At 64.2% G+C, this 18,698-nt stretch carries 13 protein-coding genes; 8 read left to right on the top strand and 5 right to left on the bottom strand.

The genetic code is table 11. From position 1 onward, the window contains the following. Positions 1-150: 150 nt before the first annotated feature. Positions 151-1,650: a 4-alpha-glucanotransferase gene (gene malQ, locus QZ408_RS07685; RefSeq protein WP_292490669.1), complete on the top strand. Its 1,500-nt coding sequence runs from the start codon at positions 151-153 to the stop codon at positions 1,648-1,650. Positions 1,651-1,906: 256 nt separating this feature from the next. Here malQ and QZ408_RS07690 read toward each other — a convergent pair whose 3' ends face one another. Beyond that, positions 1,907-2,101, bottom strand: a complete 195-nt coding sequence (locus QZ408_RS07690) for a hypothetical protein (protein ID WP_292490670.1) — start codon at positions 2,099-2,101, stop codon at positions 1,907-1,909. A gap of 174 nt (positions 2,102-2,275) precedes the next feature. Continuing rightward, positions 2,276-4,048 carry an alpha-glucan family phosphorylase gene (gene glgP / locus QZ408_RS07695; protein ID WP_292490671.1) on the bottom strand — a complete coding sequence of 591 codons (1,773 nt, stop codon included), beginning with the start codon at positions 4,046-4,048 and terminating at the stop codon, positions 2,276-2,278. Positions 4,049-4,544: 496 nt separating this feature from the next. Here glgP and QZ408_RS07700 point away from each other — a divergent pair, with 496 nt between their 5' ends. Next, on the top strand, positions 4,545-6,992 hold the full coding sequence (locus QZ408_RS07700) for a plasma-membrane proton-efflux P-type ATPase (RefSeq protein ID WP_292490672.1): 2,448 nt from the start codon (positions 4,545-4,547) through the stop codon (positions 6,990-6,992). A 10-nt stretch (positions 6,993-7,002) separates the two neighbouring features. On the opposite strand, the gene ppsA is transcribed toward QZ408_RS07700, so the two are convergent. Genes ppsA through gap form a run of 3 tightly spaced genes read right to left on the bottom strand, consistent with a single transcriptional unit; the run spans position 7,003 to position 11,513 of the window. Further along, complete coding sequence (ppsA, locus tag QZ408_RS07705) at positions 7,003-9,441, bottom strand: phosphoenolpyruvate synthase (protein ID WP_292490674.1); 2,439 nt, start codon at positions 9,439-9,441, stop codon at positions 7,003-7,005. Continuing rightward, positions 9,438-10,496: an NAD(P)-dependent oxidoreductase gene (locus QZ408_RS07710; RefSeq protein ID WP_292490675.1), complete on the bottom strand. Its 1,059-nt coding sequence runs from the start codon at positions 10,494-10,496 to the stop codon at positions 9,438-9,440. Before QZ408_RS07710 ends, ppsA begins: the two co-directional genes overlap by 4 nt. Before the next feature lie 9 nt (positions 10,497-10,505). After that, on the bottom strand, positions 10,506-11,513 hold the full coding sequence (gene gap, locus QZ408_RS07715) for a type I glyceraldehyde-3-phosphate dehydrogenase (RefSeq protein WP_292490676.1): 1,008 nt from the start codon (positions 11,511-11,513) through the stop codon (positions 10,506-10,508). Between the two features lie 815 nt (positions 11,514-12,328). On the opposite strand from gap, the gene QZ408_RS07720 reads away from it, so the two are divergent. The 6 genes from QZ408_RS07720 to ilvN all read left to right on the top strand — a co-directional run bounded on the left by QZ408_RS07720 (position 12,329) and on the right by ilvN (position 18,684). Then, positions 12,329-13,021 carry a DUF4013 domain-containing protein gene (locus tag QZ408_RS07720; RefSeq protein WP_292490729.1) on the top strand — a complete coding sequence of 231 codons (693 nt, stop codon included), beginning with the start codon at positions 12,329-12,331 and terminating at the stop codon, positions 13,019-13,021. Positions 13,022-13,280: 259 nt separating this feature from the next. Continuing rightward, entirely contained in the window at positions 13,281-13,976 is a 696-nt protein-coding gene (locus QZ408_RS07725; protein ID WP_292490678.1) for a DUF4013 domain-containing protein, read from the top strand. A gap of 153 nt (positions 13,977-14,129) precedes the next feature. Further along, positions 14,130-14,804: a DUF4013 domain-containing protein gene (locus QZ408_RS07730; protein ID WP_292490680.1), complete on the top strand. Its 675-nt coding sequence runs from the start codon at positions 14,130-14,132 to the stop codon at positions 14,802-14,804. Positions 14,805-15,024: 220 nt separating this feature from the next. After that, positions 15,025-16,536, top strand: coding sequence for a 2-isopropylmalate synthase (locus QZ408_RS07735; protein WP_292490681.1), 1,512 nt, complete (start codon positions 15,025-15,027; stop codon positions 16,534-16,536). Continuing rightward, positions 16,508-18,184 (top strand): biosynthetic-type acetolactate synthase large subunit, encoded by a 1,677-nt coding sequence (ilvB, locus tag QZ408_RS07740; protein ID WP_292490730.1) that lies wholly within the window; start codon positions 16,508-16,510, stop codon positions 18,182-18,184. The genes QZ408_RS07735 and ilvB overlap by 29 nt, the downstream gene beginning before the upstream one ends. Next, positions 18,181-18,684, top strand: coding sequence for an acetolactate synthase small subunit (gene ilvN / locus QZ408_RS07745; RefSeq protein WP_292490682.1), 504 nt, complete (start codon positions 18,181-18,183; stop codon positions 18,682-18,684). The genes ilvB and ilvN overlap by 4 nt, the downstream gene beginning before the upstream one ends. Positions 18,685-18,698: the final 14 nt, after the last annotated feature.

An 18,698-nucleotide genomic window follows, 5' to 3' on the forward strand; every position in this document is an offset into this window, starting at 1 on the left:
GTCTCATCACCTCCTCTTCGGCCCCCGGTATGCGGGGAACCTGGTTGACCCTGCCCCTCCCGGGCGGGCCGGAGGGGCGCGGACCCCCGAGACGAGACTATATGAGGATGCGCCCCAAAGGTTCGGCCCGTTCATCGGGAGAGATAGAGGATGATCCATACACGGGGAAACGGCATACTCCTTCACGTCACCTCGCTGCCGTCGGCGTACGGCATCGGGGACTTCGGCCCGGCGGCATACCGGTTCGTCGAGGCGCTTGAGCGGGCCCGGCAGCACTACTGGCAGATCCTGCCGCTCAACCCGACCCGGGCCCGTTACGGCAACTCCCCCTACTCGAGCCCGTCGGCGTTCGCCCTCAACACCCTCCTCATCAGCCCCGAGCTCCTCGCCCGGGACGGGTTCATCGACCCCGAAGACCTGGAGCCGCATCCCGACCTCCCGGAGGACCGGGTCGCCTTTGAGGCGGTCGCCTGGTACCGGGAACGGCTTCTCGGGCTTGCCCACCGGCGGTTCTGTGAGTCGGAGCCGGAGAGCGATTACGAGTCGTTCTGCACCCGGGCGGCGTGGTGGCTCGACGACCACGCCCTCTTTACCGCGCTCACGGACCACTACCACGATCTCCCCTGGAACCGGTGGCCCGAGGAGGTCAGGACCCGGCTGCCGGAGGCCCTCGAGGAGATGCGTGAGCGCCTCACCGACCGGATCGGGAAGGAGATGTTCTTCCAGTATCTCGCGGACCGGCAGTGGTCGGCCCTCCGCCGGCACTGCACCGACCGCGGGGTTCAGGTCATCGGCGACATACCGATCTACGTCGCCTACGAGAGCGCCGATGTCTGGGCAAACCCGGGGATCTTCAAACTGGACGGGAACCTCCGCCCGACCGTTGTCGCCGGGGTGCCCCCGGATATCTTCAGCAGCACCGGGCAGCTCTGGGGAAACCCGGTCTACGACTGGGCCGCGCTTCAGGCGCAGGGCTACGACTGGTGGGTGCGCCGGATCGCCCGCTCCGGCGAACTCTACGACCTCTTCCGGATCGACCACTTCCGGGCGTTCGCGGACTACTACGAGGTCCCGGCGGGTGATGCGACGGCCGAGCGCGGCACCTGGGTCGACGGGCCGGGTGCCGACTTCTTTGAGGCGCTCGCCCGGAGGCTCCCCTGCTTTGCCATCGTCGCCGAGGATCTCGGGGCGAACACCCCGGCGGTCCAGGGGCTTCTCGACCGGTTCGACCTGCCGGGGATGAAGATCCTCCTCTTCGCGTTCGGGGAAGGGATCGCAAAGAGCGCTCACATCCCCCATAATTATATCCCGAACCTCATCTGCTACACCGGGACGCATGACAACAACACATCAAGAGGGTGGTTCGAGGAGGAGGCATCGGAGGAGGACAAAGAGCGGCTCTATGCCTACATCGGGAAGGAGGTGGGGGCGGACACCGTCCACCGCGAGCTCGTCCGCCTCGGGATGACCTCGGTCGCCCGGGTCTGCATCGTCCCGATGCAGGACGTCCTCGGCCTCGGTGCGGCGGCACGGATGAACTACCCCTCGACGGCGGAAGGGAACTGGGTGTGGCGGATGACGCCGGAGGAGTTCGATGAGGCTCCGTTTGAGTGGCTCAGGGGGCTTACGGTGCTGTCGGGGCGGGGGTGAGCGGAGAAGAACGCAGAGGGGGGAAGAAATATAGTCTCACAACCTTCACGACTTTGCATGGGGCCATATCGCTATCCGCACCCGTATCTCACGCGAAAGACGCGAAGGCGCGAAGGCGCGAAGGGGAGTTCCTCTCAGATAACCGATCTTCGCGTTCTTCGCGCCTTCGCGTGAGCTAACGGTTTATACGCGATGATTACAGCAAGGTTGCAGTCTGCAAACGTCTGGAACGTCTTTGAGGGCGTTGCTAGCCCGTTCAGTACCGGCTCAGGGCCTCAAGCTCCTCGCGGATCGTCCGCCGGACCATCTCCTCGATGGCCGTGTAGTCGCGCTTTGCCTTCTCCTGCTTCTTGATCATCTCCTCCATCTTCATGATCCCGGCTGAGAGGTTCTTCCCGTACTGCAGGGCGACCGCCAGCGCCTCTTCGTTGATCCGGACGACTCTGGACATTGAAATATGGTTTTGCGGCCCAGGATTTATTTGTTACAGTTTTGTTACTACAGGGGTCGGGACTGTTACAGATGTGTTACATCATCGGGGATCGCTGTAACATCTGTGTTACATGATTAGACCAGGCCCGGTTGGGACGGGGGATCCGCCGGCTCCCTGGATTCACGATTCTCCCTACAGGTACGCCTCCGTCGCGTAGCGCCGCATCATGCGGTGCGTGTTGAAGTAGTAGGCGATCTTCGCGATCGAGCTCCGCATGATCGTCGCCCACTCGTCCTTCCGGAGGTAGTAGGTGGGGATGATCAGGTACTCGAGTTTGCTGTAGAGGTCCTGGAGCTCCCGCCTCCGCCGCTCTTCCTCGCTCACCAGCGCACCGGGTCCGGGGCCGATCGCCCACCCCGTCGTCCCCTCGATCCAGCCCTCGATCCACCAGCCGTCGAGGACGCTGAAGTTTATCACACCGTTCAGGGCGGCCTTCATCCCGCTCGTGCCGCTCGCTTCAAAGGGCGGCAGCGGCGTGTTCAGCCAGACGTCCACCCCCGCGGTCATCAGGGCCGCAATATCCATCGAGTAGTTCTCGAGATAGACGCCCGTCACCTCCCCCTCAAGGTCGCGCATGGCGTCGTGAACGCGGCGGATCTCCTGCCTGCCGGCCGCATCCGCCGGATGGGCCTTCCCGGAAAAGACGAGCTGGATCGCCCCCCGCCTCCCGGCCTCCCGCAGTTTCTCAAGGTCCGAGAAGAGCAGGGCTGCCCGCTTGTAGGCCGCCGCCCTCCGGGCAAACCCGATCGTGAGGGCGGAAGGGTCCAGGTCGACGCCGTTCTTCTCCCTGACGTAGTCCACCAGGGCCTGCTTCGCCTGCCGGTGAGCGTGCCTGATATCCTCGTGCGGAATCTCGTCGACCCTGACGAGCAGCTCCGGCTCCTGCGCCCAGCCCGCGATGTAGCGGTCGTAGAGATCCCGGAACGGTCCCGACGTCCACGTGTGCGGGTGGACGCCGTTCGTCACCGCCCGGATGTGGAAGGCCGGGAAGAGCCGCCGCGAGAAGTTCATGTGCGCCGTCGTCACGCCGTTGACGTATTTGCTCAGGCGGAACGCGAGAGTCGCGAGTGCAAGTCCGTCATCGCCGACGTACTCCTCGAGCAGGTCCGGCGGGACCACGCCGCCGAGCAGGCGGACTGCCATCTCCCGTGGGAACTTCTCGAACGCCACCGCCACCGGGGTGTGGGTGGTGAAGATGCACTGCGTCTGCACCCTCTCCTCGTCCATCCCCGGCTGCCTCAGGAGTTCGAGGGTGAGGAGGCTCGAGTGGCTCTCGTTGATGTGGTACTTGCCGACCCGGATGCCCTGCGCGGCGAGCATCCGGGCCCCGCCGATCCCGAGCACAATCGCCCGTTTCAGCCGGTACTCCCGGTCGCCGGTATAGAGGCGGTCGGTTATCTCCCGGTCCTCCGGTCTGTTCTCCGCAAGATCCGTGTCGAGAAAGAGGACCGGCACGAGGCCGCCGACAGGGCTCCAGTAGTCGTAGAGCCAGGCCCGGATCGCGACGTTTGCGTCCCCGATCCGCACGGTCACCCGCTGGGGGAGTTCCCGCATGTGTGCCCCGGGGTCCCATTCGCCCGGGAGGTCAATCTGGTCGCCTTGCGGGGTCAGGCGCTGGCGCACGTAGCCTTTCCGGTTGACGAGCGTCACCGCGACCATCGGTATGAGGAGGTCGGCGCTCGAACGGATGACGTCCCCGGCAAGTACCCCGAGGCCGCCGCTGTAGGTCGGTATATCGCTCTCAAGGCCGATCTCCATAGAGAAGTAAGCGATCTTCTCTCCCTCGATGAACGTATCCCTGCAGAGTTCGCTCGAGAAGTAGTAGGTCCCGCCGCGGACCTCCACCGAGTAGGCCGCCTTTGCCGGGTCCATTGGCATCCCGCAGATCGGGTCCCTCGCCACCATGGCCCTGCATCCACCCGGGCCCCATATGAACCTGCCGACGCACCGGGTTTTGGGCCGGGTTATGCAGCACAGCACCACCCGCATACGCCCATCGCCCGATTGCCACCGGGTATCGCCACGCACTACTCCTGGAGGCCGGGTGGGGTGATAGCCGCCACGGTCCAGTGCATCAGGATAAGCCCGGGAAGAACCGGGGCCCCGCCCATCTCTGGACTCCACCTGCCCCCTCCGGGAACCCCTCTCCTGAGTCACTCCGGACACGGCTTTCCACTGGGTATCCCCACCCCACTGCCCCCGCCCCCGGGGGCGGGGAGGAGGCCGGAGGCCGGGTGGGGTGGGGTTGCCGCCGAGGGAGATCCTCAATGGCGATATCCACCACAGTCTACTGCTACATCGGTGGGGCGGGGAAGATAACCCCACAGACACACCGAGCCCCCGGGGCCGGCAGCGGCACCTATATACGATCACCCGGGAGAGGGGGGCGGGCGGGAAGACCATGGAGCGCCAGACGATCAGCACCGATAAGGCCCGGGACATGGCTGTCGACGACCTCTACCAGGCCCTCTCCTCCCAACGGGAGGGCCTGACCCGGTCCGAGGCGGAGAACCGCATCCAGAGGTTCGGCCACAACGAGATCCCCGAGAAAGAGGAGAGCGCGGTCCTGAAATTCTTCCGCTACTTCTGGGGCCCCATCCCGTGGATGATCGAGGCGGCGATCGTTATCTCCGCCGCTATCGGGCGCTGGGAGGACTTCGCGATCATCTTCGCCCTCCTTCTCGTCAACGCAGTCGTCGGTTTCTGGCAGGAGTATCAGGCAGGCAACGCCATCGCCATGCTGAAAAAGAGGCTCGCGCTCGAAGCAAGGGTGCTTCGCGACGGCAGGTGGCAGAAGGCCGCCGCCCGGGACCTCGTTCCCGGGGATATCGTCCGGGTCAGGAACGGGGACATCGTACCCGCAGACATCAAACTCGTCGAGGGGGACTTCCTCTCGGCCGATGAATCCGCTCTCACCGGTGAGTCGATGCCGGTCGAGAAGCACGCATCGGACATCGCCTACTCCGGCTCCACCATCAAACAGGGCGAGATGACTGCGCTCGTGGTGGCCACGGGAGAGAAGACCTTCTTCGGCAGGACTGCCCAGCTCGCCGGGGAGGCGATGACGGCCAGCCACTTCCAGAAGGCCGTCGTCAGGATCGGCGATTACCTGATCATGCTTGCGATCGCCCTCGTCACCATAGTCTTCATCGTCTCGCTCATCAGGCAGGAGAGCATCCTTGAAACCCTCCAGTTCGCTCTCGTCCTGATCGTGGCGGCGATCCCCGCTGCGCTGCCGGCCGTCCTCTCGATCACCATGGCCGTGGGGGCGACGGCGCTTGCCCGGCGAGAGGCCATCGTCAGCAAACTCGTCGCCATCGAGGAGATGGCCGGGGTGGACGTCCTCTGCTCGGACAAGACCGGGACGATCACCGAGAACAGACTCACCCTCGCCGAGGTCGCCCCCTTTGAAGGATTTGGCAAGGAGAACGTGCTCCTCGCCGCCCTCCTCGCATCCCGGGAGGAGGACCAGGACCCCATCGACATCGCGATCATCGAGTCGAAAGAAGCGCGAGGCATCGAAGAACGGCTCTCCTCCTACACTGTCACCGGCTTCAAGCCCTTCGACCCGGTGGTGAAGCGCACCGAGGCCACGGTCAGGGGCAGCGACGGCCGGGAGTTTTCGGTCGCAAAGGGTGCGCCGCAGGTGATCCTTGCCCTCGCCGGCGCGGGGAAGGATCTTACAGAGGCGGTCGACCGCCTCTCCGAGGAATTTGCGAAGAAAGGCTACCGGATGCTCGGCGTCGCACGGAGCGAAACCCCCGGCGCCTGGACCTACGCCGGCGTCCTCGGGCTCCACGACCCGCCCCGTGACGACTCCGCGGCAACCATCAAGACGGCGGCAGAGATGGGGCTCGACGTCAAGATGGTCACCGGCGACCATGTGGCGATCGCCCGGGAGGTCGCCCGGGAGGTGAACCTCAGGACCGATATCGCCACCGCCGACGCCTTCGTAAAGGAGAGTGACCCAAAAGCCGCGGAGATTGTCGAGAAGGCGGCCGGGTTTGCCGAGGTCTTCCCTGAACACAAATACCGGATAGTCTCACTCCTCCAGTCCCGGGGACACATCGTCGGCATGACCGGCGACGGCGTGAACGACGCTCCCGCCCTGAAGAAAGCTGACGTCGGGATCGCGGTCGCCGGTGCCACGGACGCGGCAAAGTCGGCGGCCGCGATCGTCCTCACGAAACCCGGGCTCTCGGTGATCATCGACGCGATCAAAGAGAGCCGGATGATCTTTCAGCGCATGAGCCACTACGTCACCTACCGGATCGCCGAGACCATCCGCGTCCTCTTCTTCATCACCCTCTCGATCCTGATCTTTGGGTTCTTCCCGATAACCGCCCTGATGATCGTCCTCCTCGCCCTCTTAAACGATATCCCGATCATGACCATCGCCTGGGACAACGTCCTCTACTCCCGGTCCCCCGAGCGATGGAAGATGCGCGAGATCCTCATGCTCGCGACGCTCATCGGGTTCGTGGGCGTCGTATCTTCCTTTACCATGCTCGCCATCGCCCAGGGGCCGCTACACCTCTCCCTGGATGTCATCCGGTCGCTCATCTTCCTCAAACTCGCGGTCGCCGGCCACCTCACCGTCTTCGTCGCCCGCACCCGCGGCCCGTTCTGGTCCGTCCGGCCCGCGTCGGCCCTGCTCGGGGCGGTGGTCATCACACAATCGGTCGCGACGCTGATCACCGTCTACGGGTTCATCATAACGCCCATCGGCTGGCCGCTCGCGATCTTCGTCTGGGTCTACGCGCTGGTCTGGGCGCTTGTGATCACGGACCCGATAAAGGTCTACATCTATCGCCTCATCGACCGCGGCAGTATACCGTTTGTCCGGTGAGGGGTATCCCTCACCGCGGCAACGGAGCCACCCTCTTTGCGCCCATAAGTCGCTCCTCGACCTCGGCCACACGGAGGGTGATCTTCAGTATCGCGTCGGGTTCGACCGATATCGAGTCGATCCCCTGCTCCACCAGGAAGTCGGCGAACTCCGGGTAGGTGCTCGGCGCCTCGCCGCAGAGCCCGCTGTGCCGTCCGTTCCGCCGGCACCCCTCGACCGCCATCGCGACCATCCGCTTGACGCCCGGATCGCGCTCGTCGAAGGCCCCGCCCACGACCGCGGAGTCGCGGTCGATGCCGAGCGTCAGCTGGGTCAGGTCGTTTGAGCCGATCGAGAACCCGTCGAAGTAGTCGCTGAACGCATCAATCTGGATGACGTTGTTTGGGATCTCGCACATCTGGTATATCTGAAGGCCGTTCTCGCCCCGCCGGAGACCGTTCTTTTCGAGCTCTCCGATGACCCGTTTTGCCTCCTCCACCCGGCGGCAGAAGGGGATCATGATGATCAGGTTTACAAGCCCCATCTCTTCTCTGACCCGCTTCATCGCCCGGCATTCGAGTGCAAACCCCTCCCGGTAACGCTCGTCGTAGTAGCGGGAGGCGCCGCGGAACCCGAGCATCGGGTTCGCCTCCTCGGGCTCGAAGTAGGTCCCGCCGAGCAGGCTTGCGTACTCGTTCGTCTTGAAGTCGCTCATCCGGACGACCACCGGGTTCGGGTAGAACGCAGCGGCGATGGTTCCGGCGCCTTCCGCGAGCCTCTCCACGAAGTACTCCTCGCCATCCTGGTAGCCGTAAGTGAGGTCCGCAATCGATCGCCTGACCGCTTCGTCCGTGACCCGCTCGGGGTGGACGAGCGCCATCGGGTGGACCTTGATGTAACTGCTGATGATGAACTCCATCCGGGCAAGCCCGATACCGTCGTTCGGGACCATCGCGAGCCCGAAGGCCGCGTCCGGGTTCCCGAGGTTCATCATCACCTCGGTCTTGGGCCTCCGCAGGTCCGAGAGCCGGATCTTCTCGACGTGGAACGGGAGGGTGCCGTCATAGACGAACCCCTCCTCGCCCTCGGCGCAGCTGACCGTCACCTCCCGGCCTGTAGGGACCTTCCCGGTCGCGTCGCCCGTTCCGACGACCGCGGGGATCCCGAGCTCCCGGCTGACGATCGCGGCGTGGGAGGTCCGCCCGCCCCGGTTCGTCACGATGGCGGCGGCCGTCTTCATCACCGGCTCCCAGTCCGGCGTGGTGGTGTCGGAGACGAGGACCTCCCCCGGCTTGAACTCGGGGAGACGGCTGACATCGGTGATGACCCGGGCCTTCCCGGAGGCGATCGCGTCGCCGATGCTCTTTCCGACAGCAAGCACCGCCCCGCGTTCGTCCAGGTGGTAGGTCTCGAGGACATCTCCTGCCTTCTGCGACTGCACCGTCTCAGGCCGGGCCTGGACGATGAAGAGTTCTCCGGTTTCGCCGTCCTTTGCCCACTCGATATCCATCGGCACCGGCTTGCCGGCCTTCGCCGAGTAGTGGTCCTCGATCGTGAGCGCATATCCGGCAAGCGTCAGGACATCGTCGTCGGCGATGCAGAACCTCTTCCGGTCGATCTCCGGGACATCGACTCTCCGGGTGACCTCTTTCGCCCCGCCGTGACCGTAGATCAGTTTCACCCTCTTCTCGCCGAGGTTCTTCCTGACGATAGCACGATAGCCCTTCCGGAACGTCGGTTTGAAGACATAGAACTCATCGGGGTTGACAGCGCCCTGAACGATCATCTCGCCAAGCCCGTAGGACCCGGTGATGAGGACGACGTCCCGGAAGCCGGTGTCGGTGTCGAGTGTGAAGATGACCCCGCTTGCGGCGAGGTCGGAGCGGACCATCTTCATGACCCCGACCGAGAGGGCGACCTTGAAGTGGTCAAAGTGGTTGTCTATCCGGTAAGCGATCGCCCGGTCGGTGAAGAGGGAGGCAAGGCACCGGATGTAGGCCTCCCGCAGCGCCTGGTAGCCCCGGACGTTCAGGTAGGTCTCCTGCTGGCCCGCAAACGAGGCTGTCGGGAGGTCTTCGGCGGTTGCTGAACTCCGGACGGCGACGTCGGCGTCCGGCCCGAACTCGTCGCAGAGCATGTCGTAGGCCGCCTTGATCTCGCTCCAGAGGTCGTCGGGAACTCCGGCCGCAAGGATGAGGTCACGGGCCCGTTTCCCCCGCTTTGCAAGATCGGCGACGTTGTTTCTATCGAGTCCTGCAAGCGTCTCTTTGAGGTCGTCGAGGATCCCCGCGGACTCGAGGACATGCCAGTAACCACCGGCGGTCACGGCAAACCCGTCGGGGATCTTTACGCCTTTCGGGGTCAGTTCGCTGTACATCTCACCGAGCGATGCGTTCTTCCCTCCGACCAGGCCGACGTCCTCGTTCCTGATGTCGGCGAACCAGCGAATGTAGATCGCGTCCTGCTTCATGCTCTCCCACCTCCAGCAGGCGGCGCCGCCGGCACACGGTAGGTCCCGGCAACGATGTTCTGTGGGTTTCCGGCAAAGAAGGCCCTGATGTTCTCGATGCTGGTGGCGAGGATCCGCCCGAGCGCCTCACGGGTGTTGAAGGCGTTGTGCGGCGAGAGAATTGCCCGGTCCGAGTGCAGGAGGGCGAAACTCGCGAACGCATCCCGGAGTTCGTCTGCCGACGCCTCGCCTGCCCCGGCAAACTCCTCCTCGATCCAGACCTGCTCCCCCTCGAAGGTATCGAGCGCGACCCCCCCGAGGCGGCCTTCGCGGAGAGCGCCCGCGACAGCCCTTATGTCCACCACGCCGCCCCGGGATGTGTTGATGAGGAGCGCGGTATCCTTGACCAGCCGCAGCCTATCGGTGTTGATCAGGTGGTGCGTGGACTTCGTGTAGGGGACGTGCAGGCTGATGACGTCTGCCTGACGGAGGAGGTCGTCGAGGGCCAGGTAGCGGACACCGTAATCCCGGGTGAGGTCCGGGTTCGGCCGCAGGTCGTAGGCGACCACGTTCATCCCCGTTGCATGGGCGATGCGGGCGAGGTGCGACCCGATGCGCCCGGTCCCGATCAGGCCGAGGGTCTTTCCGGCGAGGTCCATGCCTACAAGCCCGGTCCGGGAAAAGTCACCCCGGGCAGTTCGCGCAAACGTCGGCCTGAACTTCCGGGCGAGGGCCAGGATGAGCCCGAACGCGAACTCGGCCACGGTGGTGTCGCCGTAGAGCGGCACGTTGCAGACGGCGATGTTCCTCTCCCGGCAGGTGTCAACGTCGATATGATCAAACCCGGTGGACATGGCAGCGATCACCTTGAGGCTCGGCAGCCGGTCGAGGACCTCCCGGGTAACATGCGACGTGACAAAGACCCCGATCCCGTCGGCATCGTGGGCAAGGGATGCGTTCTCGCTCGTGAGCGCATCAGAGTGCAGGTCGACCTCGTAGCCGTTCTCGCCGGTGAAGGTATCCCTGACCACATCCTGTTCGTGCTCGTCGAGGTCGAAGAAGACCAGTTTCGTCATAGGACCTTCTCACTCCCGCGAAGCCATGTAAGAGGCGATGTCGACCATCCTTTTCGCGTACGCAAACTCGTTGTCGTACCAGACCAGGACCCGGGCCATCCGCCCGCCGACGACGCTCGTTGACCGCCCGTCGACGACCCCGGAGTGCGGGTCGCCGACGATGTCGACCGAGACGAGCGGGTCATCGGTGTAGGCGAGGAACCCTTTCATCTTTCCGTCCGCGGCCTGCTTCATCGCGGCATTCACGGCATCGGCTGTTGTATCCCGCTTCAGGTCTGCGACGATATCGACGACCGAGCCGTCGGGGATGGGGGCCCGGATCGCGATCGCGTCCATCTTCCCGGTGAGCTCCGGGAGGACGCGGGTGGTGGCGATGGCGGCGCCGGTCGATGTCGGGATCAGCGAGACAGCTGCGGCACGTCCCCGGCGGGGTTTCTTTGTGGCCCGGTCGACCAGCGCCTGGGTGGCGGTGTAGGCATGGATCGCCGTCGCCATCAGCCGCTCGACGCCGAACGAGTCGTTGAGCACCTTTGCCGCCGGCGCAAGTGCGTTGGTCGTGCAGGATGCGTTTGAGACGATGGTATGCTTTGCCGGGTCGTAGGCACCCTCGTTGACGCCGAGCACGACCGTCAGGTCCGCATCGGGCGAAGGTGCGCTGATGACGACCCGTGCGGCCCCGGCATCCAGGTGCTTTGCAGAGGCCGCCCGCTCAGTGAAACGGCCCGTGCATTCAAGCACCATATCCACGCCGAGGTCGTTCCACGGGAGGCGTGCGGGGTCTCTCTCACCCAGGACCCGCACCTCCTTTGACCCGAACCTGAGATGGTCCGGGCCGGCCTCGATCGGGAAGGGCGCCCGCCCGTGGACCGAGTCGTACTTCATCAGGTAGGCGAGTTCGTCCAGCGGGCTTGGGTCGTTTACTGCGACGATCTCGATATTCCCCGGCGTATCGGTGAGGTAGTTGTAGAGGACCTTCCGCCCGATCCGTCCGAACCCGTTTATGGCAACTTTCTTCATGACACTTCCCACCCTGTCAGACAGGTGGTCTCCCCTCTGCAGGACAGTATATATGATCTTCCTCGTCGGGCCCTCCCCCGGGAGGAAACGGGGGCACTCGCCGATTTGGTGGCGGTTGGGGTTTTCCAGCCTTTGGGTTTCGTACCCGCTGGACCCTGCGGGACCTTCGGCGATAGGCAGGGTGGCCCCGGGAAGGTCTTCCCCGGGGTCGCTCCCGGGCACGGATTTCCATCGGGCATCGCCACGCACTGCCCCCGCTCCCGGGGGAGGAGGCCAGAGGCCGGGCGGGGCAGGGGATGCTGGAGAGCGGCGTACGGGTATCCCCCGATGGTCCGGCACCCACCCCATCGGTGGTGGGAGGATGCGCACAGACAGAAGTCCGATCATTCAGGATCGATGCACTATGCTCTCCGTGCTCTTCGCAGCAACGCGAGAGGTAACAGGTTATAAGGGGTGATACGGCCTCACGCGGAAGAACGCGTTGCCGCGAATGACTGTTGTTACCCCCGCACCTTTCCTTCGCGACAACGCGAGCGACCGCCAGTCCTCCCCAACCATAAGGTGCAATAGTGCGACACCCGATCGGCACTCTCCTCGCAGTGTGCTGGTTAGCGAGAGCTGGTGCATATGCACCGGCTCACGCGAGAGTGCGACGGATGGCATGCGACCGGCCGCGGGCAGGATGTTTGAGCGAGCGTTGCAGGCGCGAACGTCCGGGTCTTGAGAAGGCCGGAGGCCTTCGAGGCGCGAGACTGGACCGCTATCCCAAACGGTTATATATACCGCCTTTCTCACCACGGCTGAAGGTGGTATTGATGGACTACGGCAATCTCATCTCCCGGTCGGTTGAGTACACGAAAGACGCCCTCTGGGGTGAATGGGGGCGGTGGGTCATCCTGGCCGTCCTCTCGCTCGTCCAGGTCTTCACCCTCTTTCTAGTCCCGCTCTACAACGGCTACCTGGTCCGGGTGCTCTCCGGCCGGCGGCCCGCCCCCGACGTGGAGGGTTGGGGCAGGCTCTTCGTCGACGGGTGGAAGTGGAACATCATCGCCCTGATCTACCTGATCCCGGTGCTCCTGGTCCTGGCCTTCTTCGGGGGGATTGCGGCGCTCTCGGCCATAGCGGCGCAGGGGGTGGACAACCCGGACGTATGGGCACCGGCCGTTGCCGCCGCGATCTCAGGCATCCTGCTTGCGGCCCTCGTCTGGGTCATCATATCGTTCGTCTCCCTCTTTGCGCTCGTGCGGTTCGCCCACACGGGGAGGTTTGTCGAGGCATTCAACTTCGGCGCGATCTTCTCCCACATCGGGAGGATTGGGTGGGGTTCCTGGATCGTCGCGGTCATCATCCTCGCCCTTATCGGTCTCGTCTACGCGTTCGTGCTCGGCATTCTCACCAACATACCGGTGCTGGGCTGGATCATCAACCTCTTCCTCGGGGTGGCGTTCGGTATCTTCCATGCCCGCTATCTGGCCGCGGCCTACGAGAGCGCCCCGGCGCCGGTATAAGGCCCAACCCTTTTCTGACCCGGACCGCCGCCATGGAGGTCCCGGAAACCCCCGGGTGGGGCGGGCACCTTCGCCGGTGCAGGGAACGGAAATATACATCCTGCGGCGCTCCGGGCCATGCCGGAGCAACTTTTGCCCCGATTCACCCCTTTATGCGGAAATAATCATCTTGTTTCCGAAAAAAGATGATGTCCTCTCCCGGATTCCACCCATACGTTTATATGCGGTTTTCTCACATCTACAGGTAGGTGATACACCTATGGACTACGGTACTGTAATCTCCAGGTCATTTGAGTATACCAAAGATGCCCTGGTAGGAAAGTGGATGCAATGGGTCATCCTGGCCGTCCTGTCGCTCGTGCAGGCGCTCACGCTCTCCCTGGTCCCGCTTCTTTCCGGCTATGCCGTGCGGGTGCTCGGCGGGAAGACGCCCGCCCCCGAGATTGACGACTGGGGCCGGCTCTTCGTCGACGGCTGGAAGATGAATATCATCATGCTGATCTACATGCTCCCTGCGATCCTCGTCTTCCTGGTGCTCGGGGGTATCGGCGCAATCGGTCTCCTTGCAAACGAGGCAGCCGGCGGCGACCCGACGGCAGCAGGCGCTGCAGCGCTGAGTCTCCTTGGGGGCTTCCTTCTTGCAGGGCTCGTCGCGCTCGTCATGGCGTTCATCGCCCTGTTCGCCCTGCTCCGCTTCGCCCACACGGACAGCCTCGGTGAGGCGTTCAACTTCGGCGCGATCCTTTCGCACATCGGCAAACTCGGGTGGGGGACCTGGATCATCGCGGTCATCGTCCTCTTCATCGTCGCACTCGTCTACGGCTTCGTGGTCGGCCTCGTCTCCTGGATACCCTTCCTGGGCTGGCTCATCGCCCTCTTCCTCAACGCCGCGTTCGTCGTCTTCTACTCCCGGTACCTCGCCCAGGTCTACGAAGACACACCCGCTCCCGCATAAGGCCGGGAGAACCCTTCTCTTTTTCGCTGTCGCGGCATCGCGCGACGCCCGGCCGGCCCCTTTTCCCGAATCCGCCCCCTCTCCTCCCGTGAGCGAAACGGCGTGCTTATCTCCCTAAACGAACGATTCCTACCTGAACATGCGGTGATACCCATGGATTACATCCGGTTACTCAGCGAATCCTTCGACTACACGAAGGAAGCCCTCTGGGGCAGGTGGGTCCGCTGGCTCCTCCTGCTCGTCAGCGTGATCATATTCCCGCTCATCTACGGTTACGGCGTGCGGATCATGAGCGGCGTGAAACCCGCCCCAGAACTCGAAGACTGGGTCGGGCTTTTTGTCGACGGCATCAAACTGATCATCATCACGGTCGTCTACGCCATCCCGATCTGGGTCCTCGCGCTCATCCCCCTTGCGGCGTATTTCATCCCGGTCTCGGCGACAACGACCCCGGCAACAGGCTCCGGGTCACTCTTCAGCCCCGAAGTGGCCATCATCGTAGCCCTGGTCGTCTTCATCATCTTCGTCGTCGCCGCCATCGCCGTCGGCATCCTTGCGACCTTCGCGATGGTCCGGTTCTCCCGGACGGGGAGGATGGGCGAGGCCTTCAGGGTAGGCACGCTCCTTGCCCACATCGGGAGGATCGGGTGGCTGGACGTCTTCATCGCCCTGCTCATCGTGGGAATCGTGCTCGCGATCGTCGAGTTCGTCCTCCTCCTGGTGTCGTTCATCGGCTGGCTCTTCCTCATCCTCCTTACGCCGGCGTTCATCATCTTCACCTACCGCTACATCGCCCTCATATACGAGAGCGCCCCCGCGCCGGCGTAAAACACTCCCTTTTTTTCCAAATCCGGCACAAAATCTGGTGCCTTGCTCATTCCGGCAGATGCAGTCCCGTCGTTATCCCCTGCTGCCGGTGACGGAGGCCGGGAGTACGGCCCCGGGTGGGAGTTTTTCAACAGACCCTTTAGCGAAGCGCCAGAACCCCCGGATGCCCAACCTTTAAGTAATGGCGCTGCCAATTCTCTGGTGGTGAAACCCACTATGAGTGATTGTTTTATTTGGTGAATCGATCCGCTTTTTTGACACTACCTTACGGGACGGCGAACAGACACCGGGTGTCTGCCTGACGCCGGCCGGAAAGCTTGAGATTGCAACGCACCTCGCCGATGTCGGCGTCCACGTCATCGAAGCTGGCTCTGCAGCCGCTTCCGCCGGAGAACGCGAATCCATCCGTGCAATAGCCGATGCCGGGCTTTCCGCCGAGTGCTGCACCTACGTCCGGGCACTCTCCGGGGATATCGATCTTGCAGCGGATGCCGGCGCCGACTCCGTCCACCTCGTCGTCCCGGTGAGCGATCTCCATATCGCAAAGAAACTCAGGAAGACCCGCGAGCAGGTCTCTCATATGGCATGGAGCGCCGTCGAGTACGCAAAAAGCCGCGGTCTCATTGTCGAACTCTCCGGCGAGGACGCGTCCCGCGCCGACCAGGCGTTCCTCGCGGAGGTCTTCCGGGAAGGTGTGGAACGGGGCGCCGACCGGCTCTGCTTCTGCGACACCGTCGGGCTCCTCACGCCCGAGCGGGCGGCCGAAGTCATCCCGCCGCTCCGGTTTGCCCCGCTCTCCATCCACTGCCACGACGACCTCGGCTTTGGGCTCGCAACCTCCGTCGCCGCCCTCCGCGCCGGGGCAACCTGCGCCCACGTCACCGTCAACGGCCTCGGGGAGCGGGCGGGAAACACGGCCCTCGAAGAGCTGGTGATGGCGCTCGAGGTCCTCTACGGGGTTGATACCGGGATTGCGACCGAGGATCTCTACCCCCTCTCGACTCACGTCGCCCGGCTGACCGGGGTGCCGCTTGCGACCAACAAACCCATCGTCGGCGAGATGGCCTTCACCCATGAGAGCGGCATCCACGCCCACGGGGTGATGCGGGACGCAAGCACCTATGAGCCCCTCCGGCCGGAGCGAGTGGGAAGGAGGCGCCGCATCGTCATCGGCAAACACTCCGGGTCGGCGGCGGTCGAGGCCGCGCTCCACGACATGGGGTATGCCCCCGACGGCGCGCAGCTCGCGGAGATCGTTGCCCGGATCAAGCAGGTCGGGGACGCCGGGATGCGGGTGACCGATGCCGACATCATGGCGATCGCCGACACCGTCATGGCGATCGAGTTTAAGCCCTGTCTTGAACTGCGCCAGTTCACCATCGTCTCGGGGAGCAACGCGGTGCCGACCGCATCGGTGACGATGCTCGTCAACGGCGACGAGGTCACGGGTGCCGCAGTCGGGACCGGGCCGGTGGACGCGGCGATCCGCGCGCTCCAGAAATCGGTCGCGGACGTCGGCAGCGTCCGGCTCGATGAATATCGCGTCGCTGCGATAACGGGCGGCACAGACGCCCTCGTTGACGTTTCGGTGAAACTCAGCAGGGACGGGAAGACCGTGACGTCGCGGGGTGCGCGGACCGACATCATCATGGCAAGCGTCGAAGCAGTTATCGCCGGGATGAACAGATTACTCAGTGAAGAGCATGAAGACCGGAGCCAGGACTCTGATTGAAGCGCTGCAGCGTGAAGGGGTGGATACCATATTCGGCTACCCCGGCGGCGTGGTGTTGCCGATCTACGATGAACTCTATGACTCGTCGATCCGGCATATTCTGGTAAGGCATGAGCAGGCAGCGGCGCACGCGGCCGACGGCTACGCGCGCGCGAGCGGCCGTGTAGGGGTATGCCTTGCCACCTCCGGCCCCGGCGCGTGCAACCTGGTCACGGGGATCGCGACGGCGTATATGGACTCCATCCCGATCGTGGCGCTCACCGGCCAGGTGCCGACCGGCCTCCTCGGGAACGACGCGTTCCAGGAATCGGATATCACCGGCATCACGATGCCGATCACCAAACACAACTACCTGGTGAAAGACGCCGGCGACCTCGACCACGTGATCCGGGAGGCGTTCTACATCGCGCAGACCGGCCGGCCCGGCCCGGTGCTGATCGACCTCCCGAAAGACGTCACCACGGGCGAGGTGAAGAGCAACGGGGCCGCGCCCGGGAAAGTTTCCCTCCGGGGCTACCAGCCCACCTACCAGGGGCACGTCCGCCAGATCGACAAAGCGCTCGACCTGATCGCCCGGGCAGAGCGCCCGCTCGTCTACGCCGGCGGCGGGGTGGTCCTCTCGGGGGCGTCGGCCGAACTCATCGAGTTCGTGGAAACCGCCGCGATCCCGGTGACGACGACCCTGATGGGTCTTGGCGCCGTCCCTGGCGACCACCCGCTCTGCCTCGGGATGCTCGGGATGCACGGCACCCAGTCCGCGAACTATGCGGTGACGGAGTGCGACCTCCTGATCGCCGTCGGCGTCCGGTTCGATGACCGGGTGACGGGCAAGATCGAGACCTTCGCGCCGAACGCCGAGATCGTTCATATCGACATCGATCCGGCGGAGATCGGGAAGAACAAGAAGGTCGACGTCCCGATCGTGGGCGACGTGAAGGCGGTGCTCCAGGCGCTCCTCCGGCGGATGCAGAAGCACGGCAACACGGCGAACTGGGTCGCCCGGGTCAACGCCTGGAAGGCGCAGTACCCCCTCGCCTACCGCGACGACGACCGTCTCCGCCCGCAGTACATCATCCGCGAGCTCTCCGACATCCTGAAGGGCGAAGGGATCATCACGAGCGAGGTCGGCCAGAACCAGATGTGGACCGCCCTCCACTACTGCTTCAAAAAACCCCGGACCTGGATCACCTCGGGCGGCCTCGGGACGATGGGCTACGGGTTCCCGGCGGCCATCGGCGCCCACTTCGCCCGGCCGGACGTCCCGGTCGTCGACGTCGCCGGCGACGGGAGTTTCCAGATGAACATCCAGGAGCTCGGGACGGTGGCGCACTACAATATCCCCGTCAAGGTCGTGATCTTGAACAACATGTACCTCGGTATGGTCCGCCAGTGGCAGGAACTCTTCTACGACCGGCGCTACTCCTACACGGAGCTCCCGCCGGTCGACTTCGTCAGGATTGCAAACGCCTACGGGGTCGACGGGATCCGGGTCGAGGAGAAGGACGGTGTCCGGGAGGCGCTCGAAGCGGCGCTTGCCGCCGACGGCCCGTTTGTCCTGGATTTCAGGATCGAGCGGGAGGAGAACGTCTTCCCCATGGTCCCGGCAGGGGCTGCGATCAACGAGATGATCGGGGTGCGTCACGGATGAAGTCGCATACCCTGAGCGTTCTCGTGGAGAACCGGGCAGGTGTCCTGAGCCGGGTCGCCGGTATGTTCTCGCGGCGGGGGTTCAACATCGAGAGCCTCGCTGTCGGGACCTGCGAGGAGCCGAACATGAGCCGGATCACGATTGTCGTGAACGGCGACGACGGCGTCGTCGAGCAGGTGATGAAACAGACGAACAAACTCATCGACGTCATCAAGGTCTCGGACCTGACGGAACGCGAGAGCGTGGAGCGGGAGCTCGCCCTCATCAAGGTGGCGACGGAGACCGGCCCGGCCCGCGCTGAGGTCATGCAGATCGCCGATATCTTCCGGGCCCAGGTCGTCGATGTCGGATCTAAGACATTGGTGCTCCAGGTGACCGGGGATACCGGGAAGATCGACGCGATCGAGAGCCTCCTGCGCCAGTACGGCATCAAGGAACTCGTCCGCACAGGAAAGATTGCCATCCTCCGCGGTGCAAAGACCGTGAAGAGTTCCAAATAGCCGCTCTGCCGGAC

Source organism: Methanoculleus sp. 10 (assembly GCF_913757945.1).
GTDB lineage: Archaea > Halobacteriota > Methanomicrobia > Methanomicrobiales > Methanoculleaceae > Methanoculleus.

Bases quoted from the DNA above. Each gene is read 5' to 3' on its own strand.
- malQ (WP_292490669.1), top strand. From the start codon at position 151: ATGATCCATACACGGGGAAACGGCATACTCCTTCACGTCACCTCGCTG.
- QZ408_RS07690 (WP_292490670.1), bottom strand. From the start codon at position 2,101: ATGTCCAGAGTCGTCCGGATCAACGAAGAGGCGCTGGCGGTCGCCCTG.
- glgP (WP_292490671.1), bottom strand. From the start codon at position 4,048: ATGGTGGCGAGGGACCCGATCTGCGGGATGCCAATGGACCCGGCAAAG.
- QZ408_RS07700 (WP_292490672.1), top strand. From the start codon at position 4,545: ATGGAGCGCCAGACGATCAGCACCGATAAGGCCCGGGACATGGCTGTC.
- ppsA (WP_292490674.1), bottom strand. From the start codon at position 9,441: ATGAAGCAGGACGCGATCTACATTCGCTGGTTCGCCGACATCAGGAAC.
- QZ408_RS07710 (WP_292490675.1), bottom strand. From the start codon at position 10,496: ATGACGAAACTGGTCTTCTTCGACCTCGACGAGCACGAACAGGATGTG.
- gap (WP_292490676.1), bottom strand. From the start codon at position 11,513: ATGAAGAAAGTTGCCATAAACGGGTTCGGACGGATCGGGCGGAAGGTC.
- QZ408_RS07720 (WP_292490729.1), top strand. From the start codon at position 12,329: ATGGACTACGGCAATCTCATCTCCCGGTCGGTTGAGTACACGAAAGAC.
- QZ408_RS07725 (WP_292490678.1), top strand. From the start codon at position 13,281: ATGGACTACGGTACTGTAATCTCCAGGTCATTTGAGTATACCAAAGAT.
- QZ408_RS07730 (WP_292490680.1), top strand. From the start codon at position 14,130: ATGGATTACATCCGGTTACTCAGCGAATCCTTCGACTACACGAAGGAA.
- ilvB (WP_292490730.1), top strand. From the start codon at position 16,508: ATGAAGACCGGAGCCAGGACTCTGATTGAAGCGCTGCAGCGTGAAGGG.
- ilvN (WP_292490682.1), top strand. From the start codon at position 18,181: ATGAAGTCGCATACCCTGAGCGTTCTCGTGGAGAACCGGGCAGGTGTC.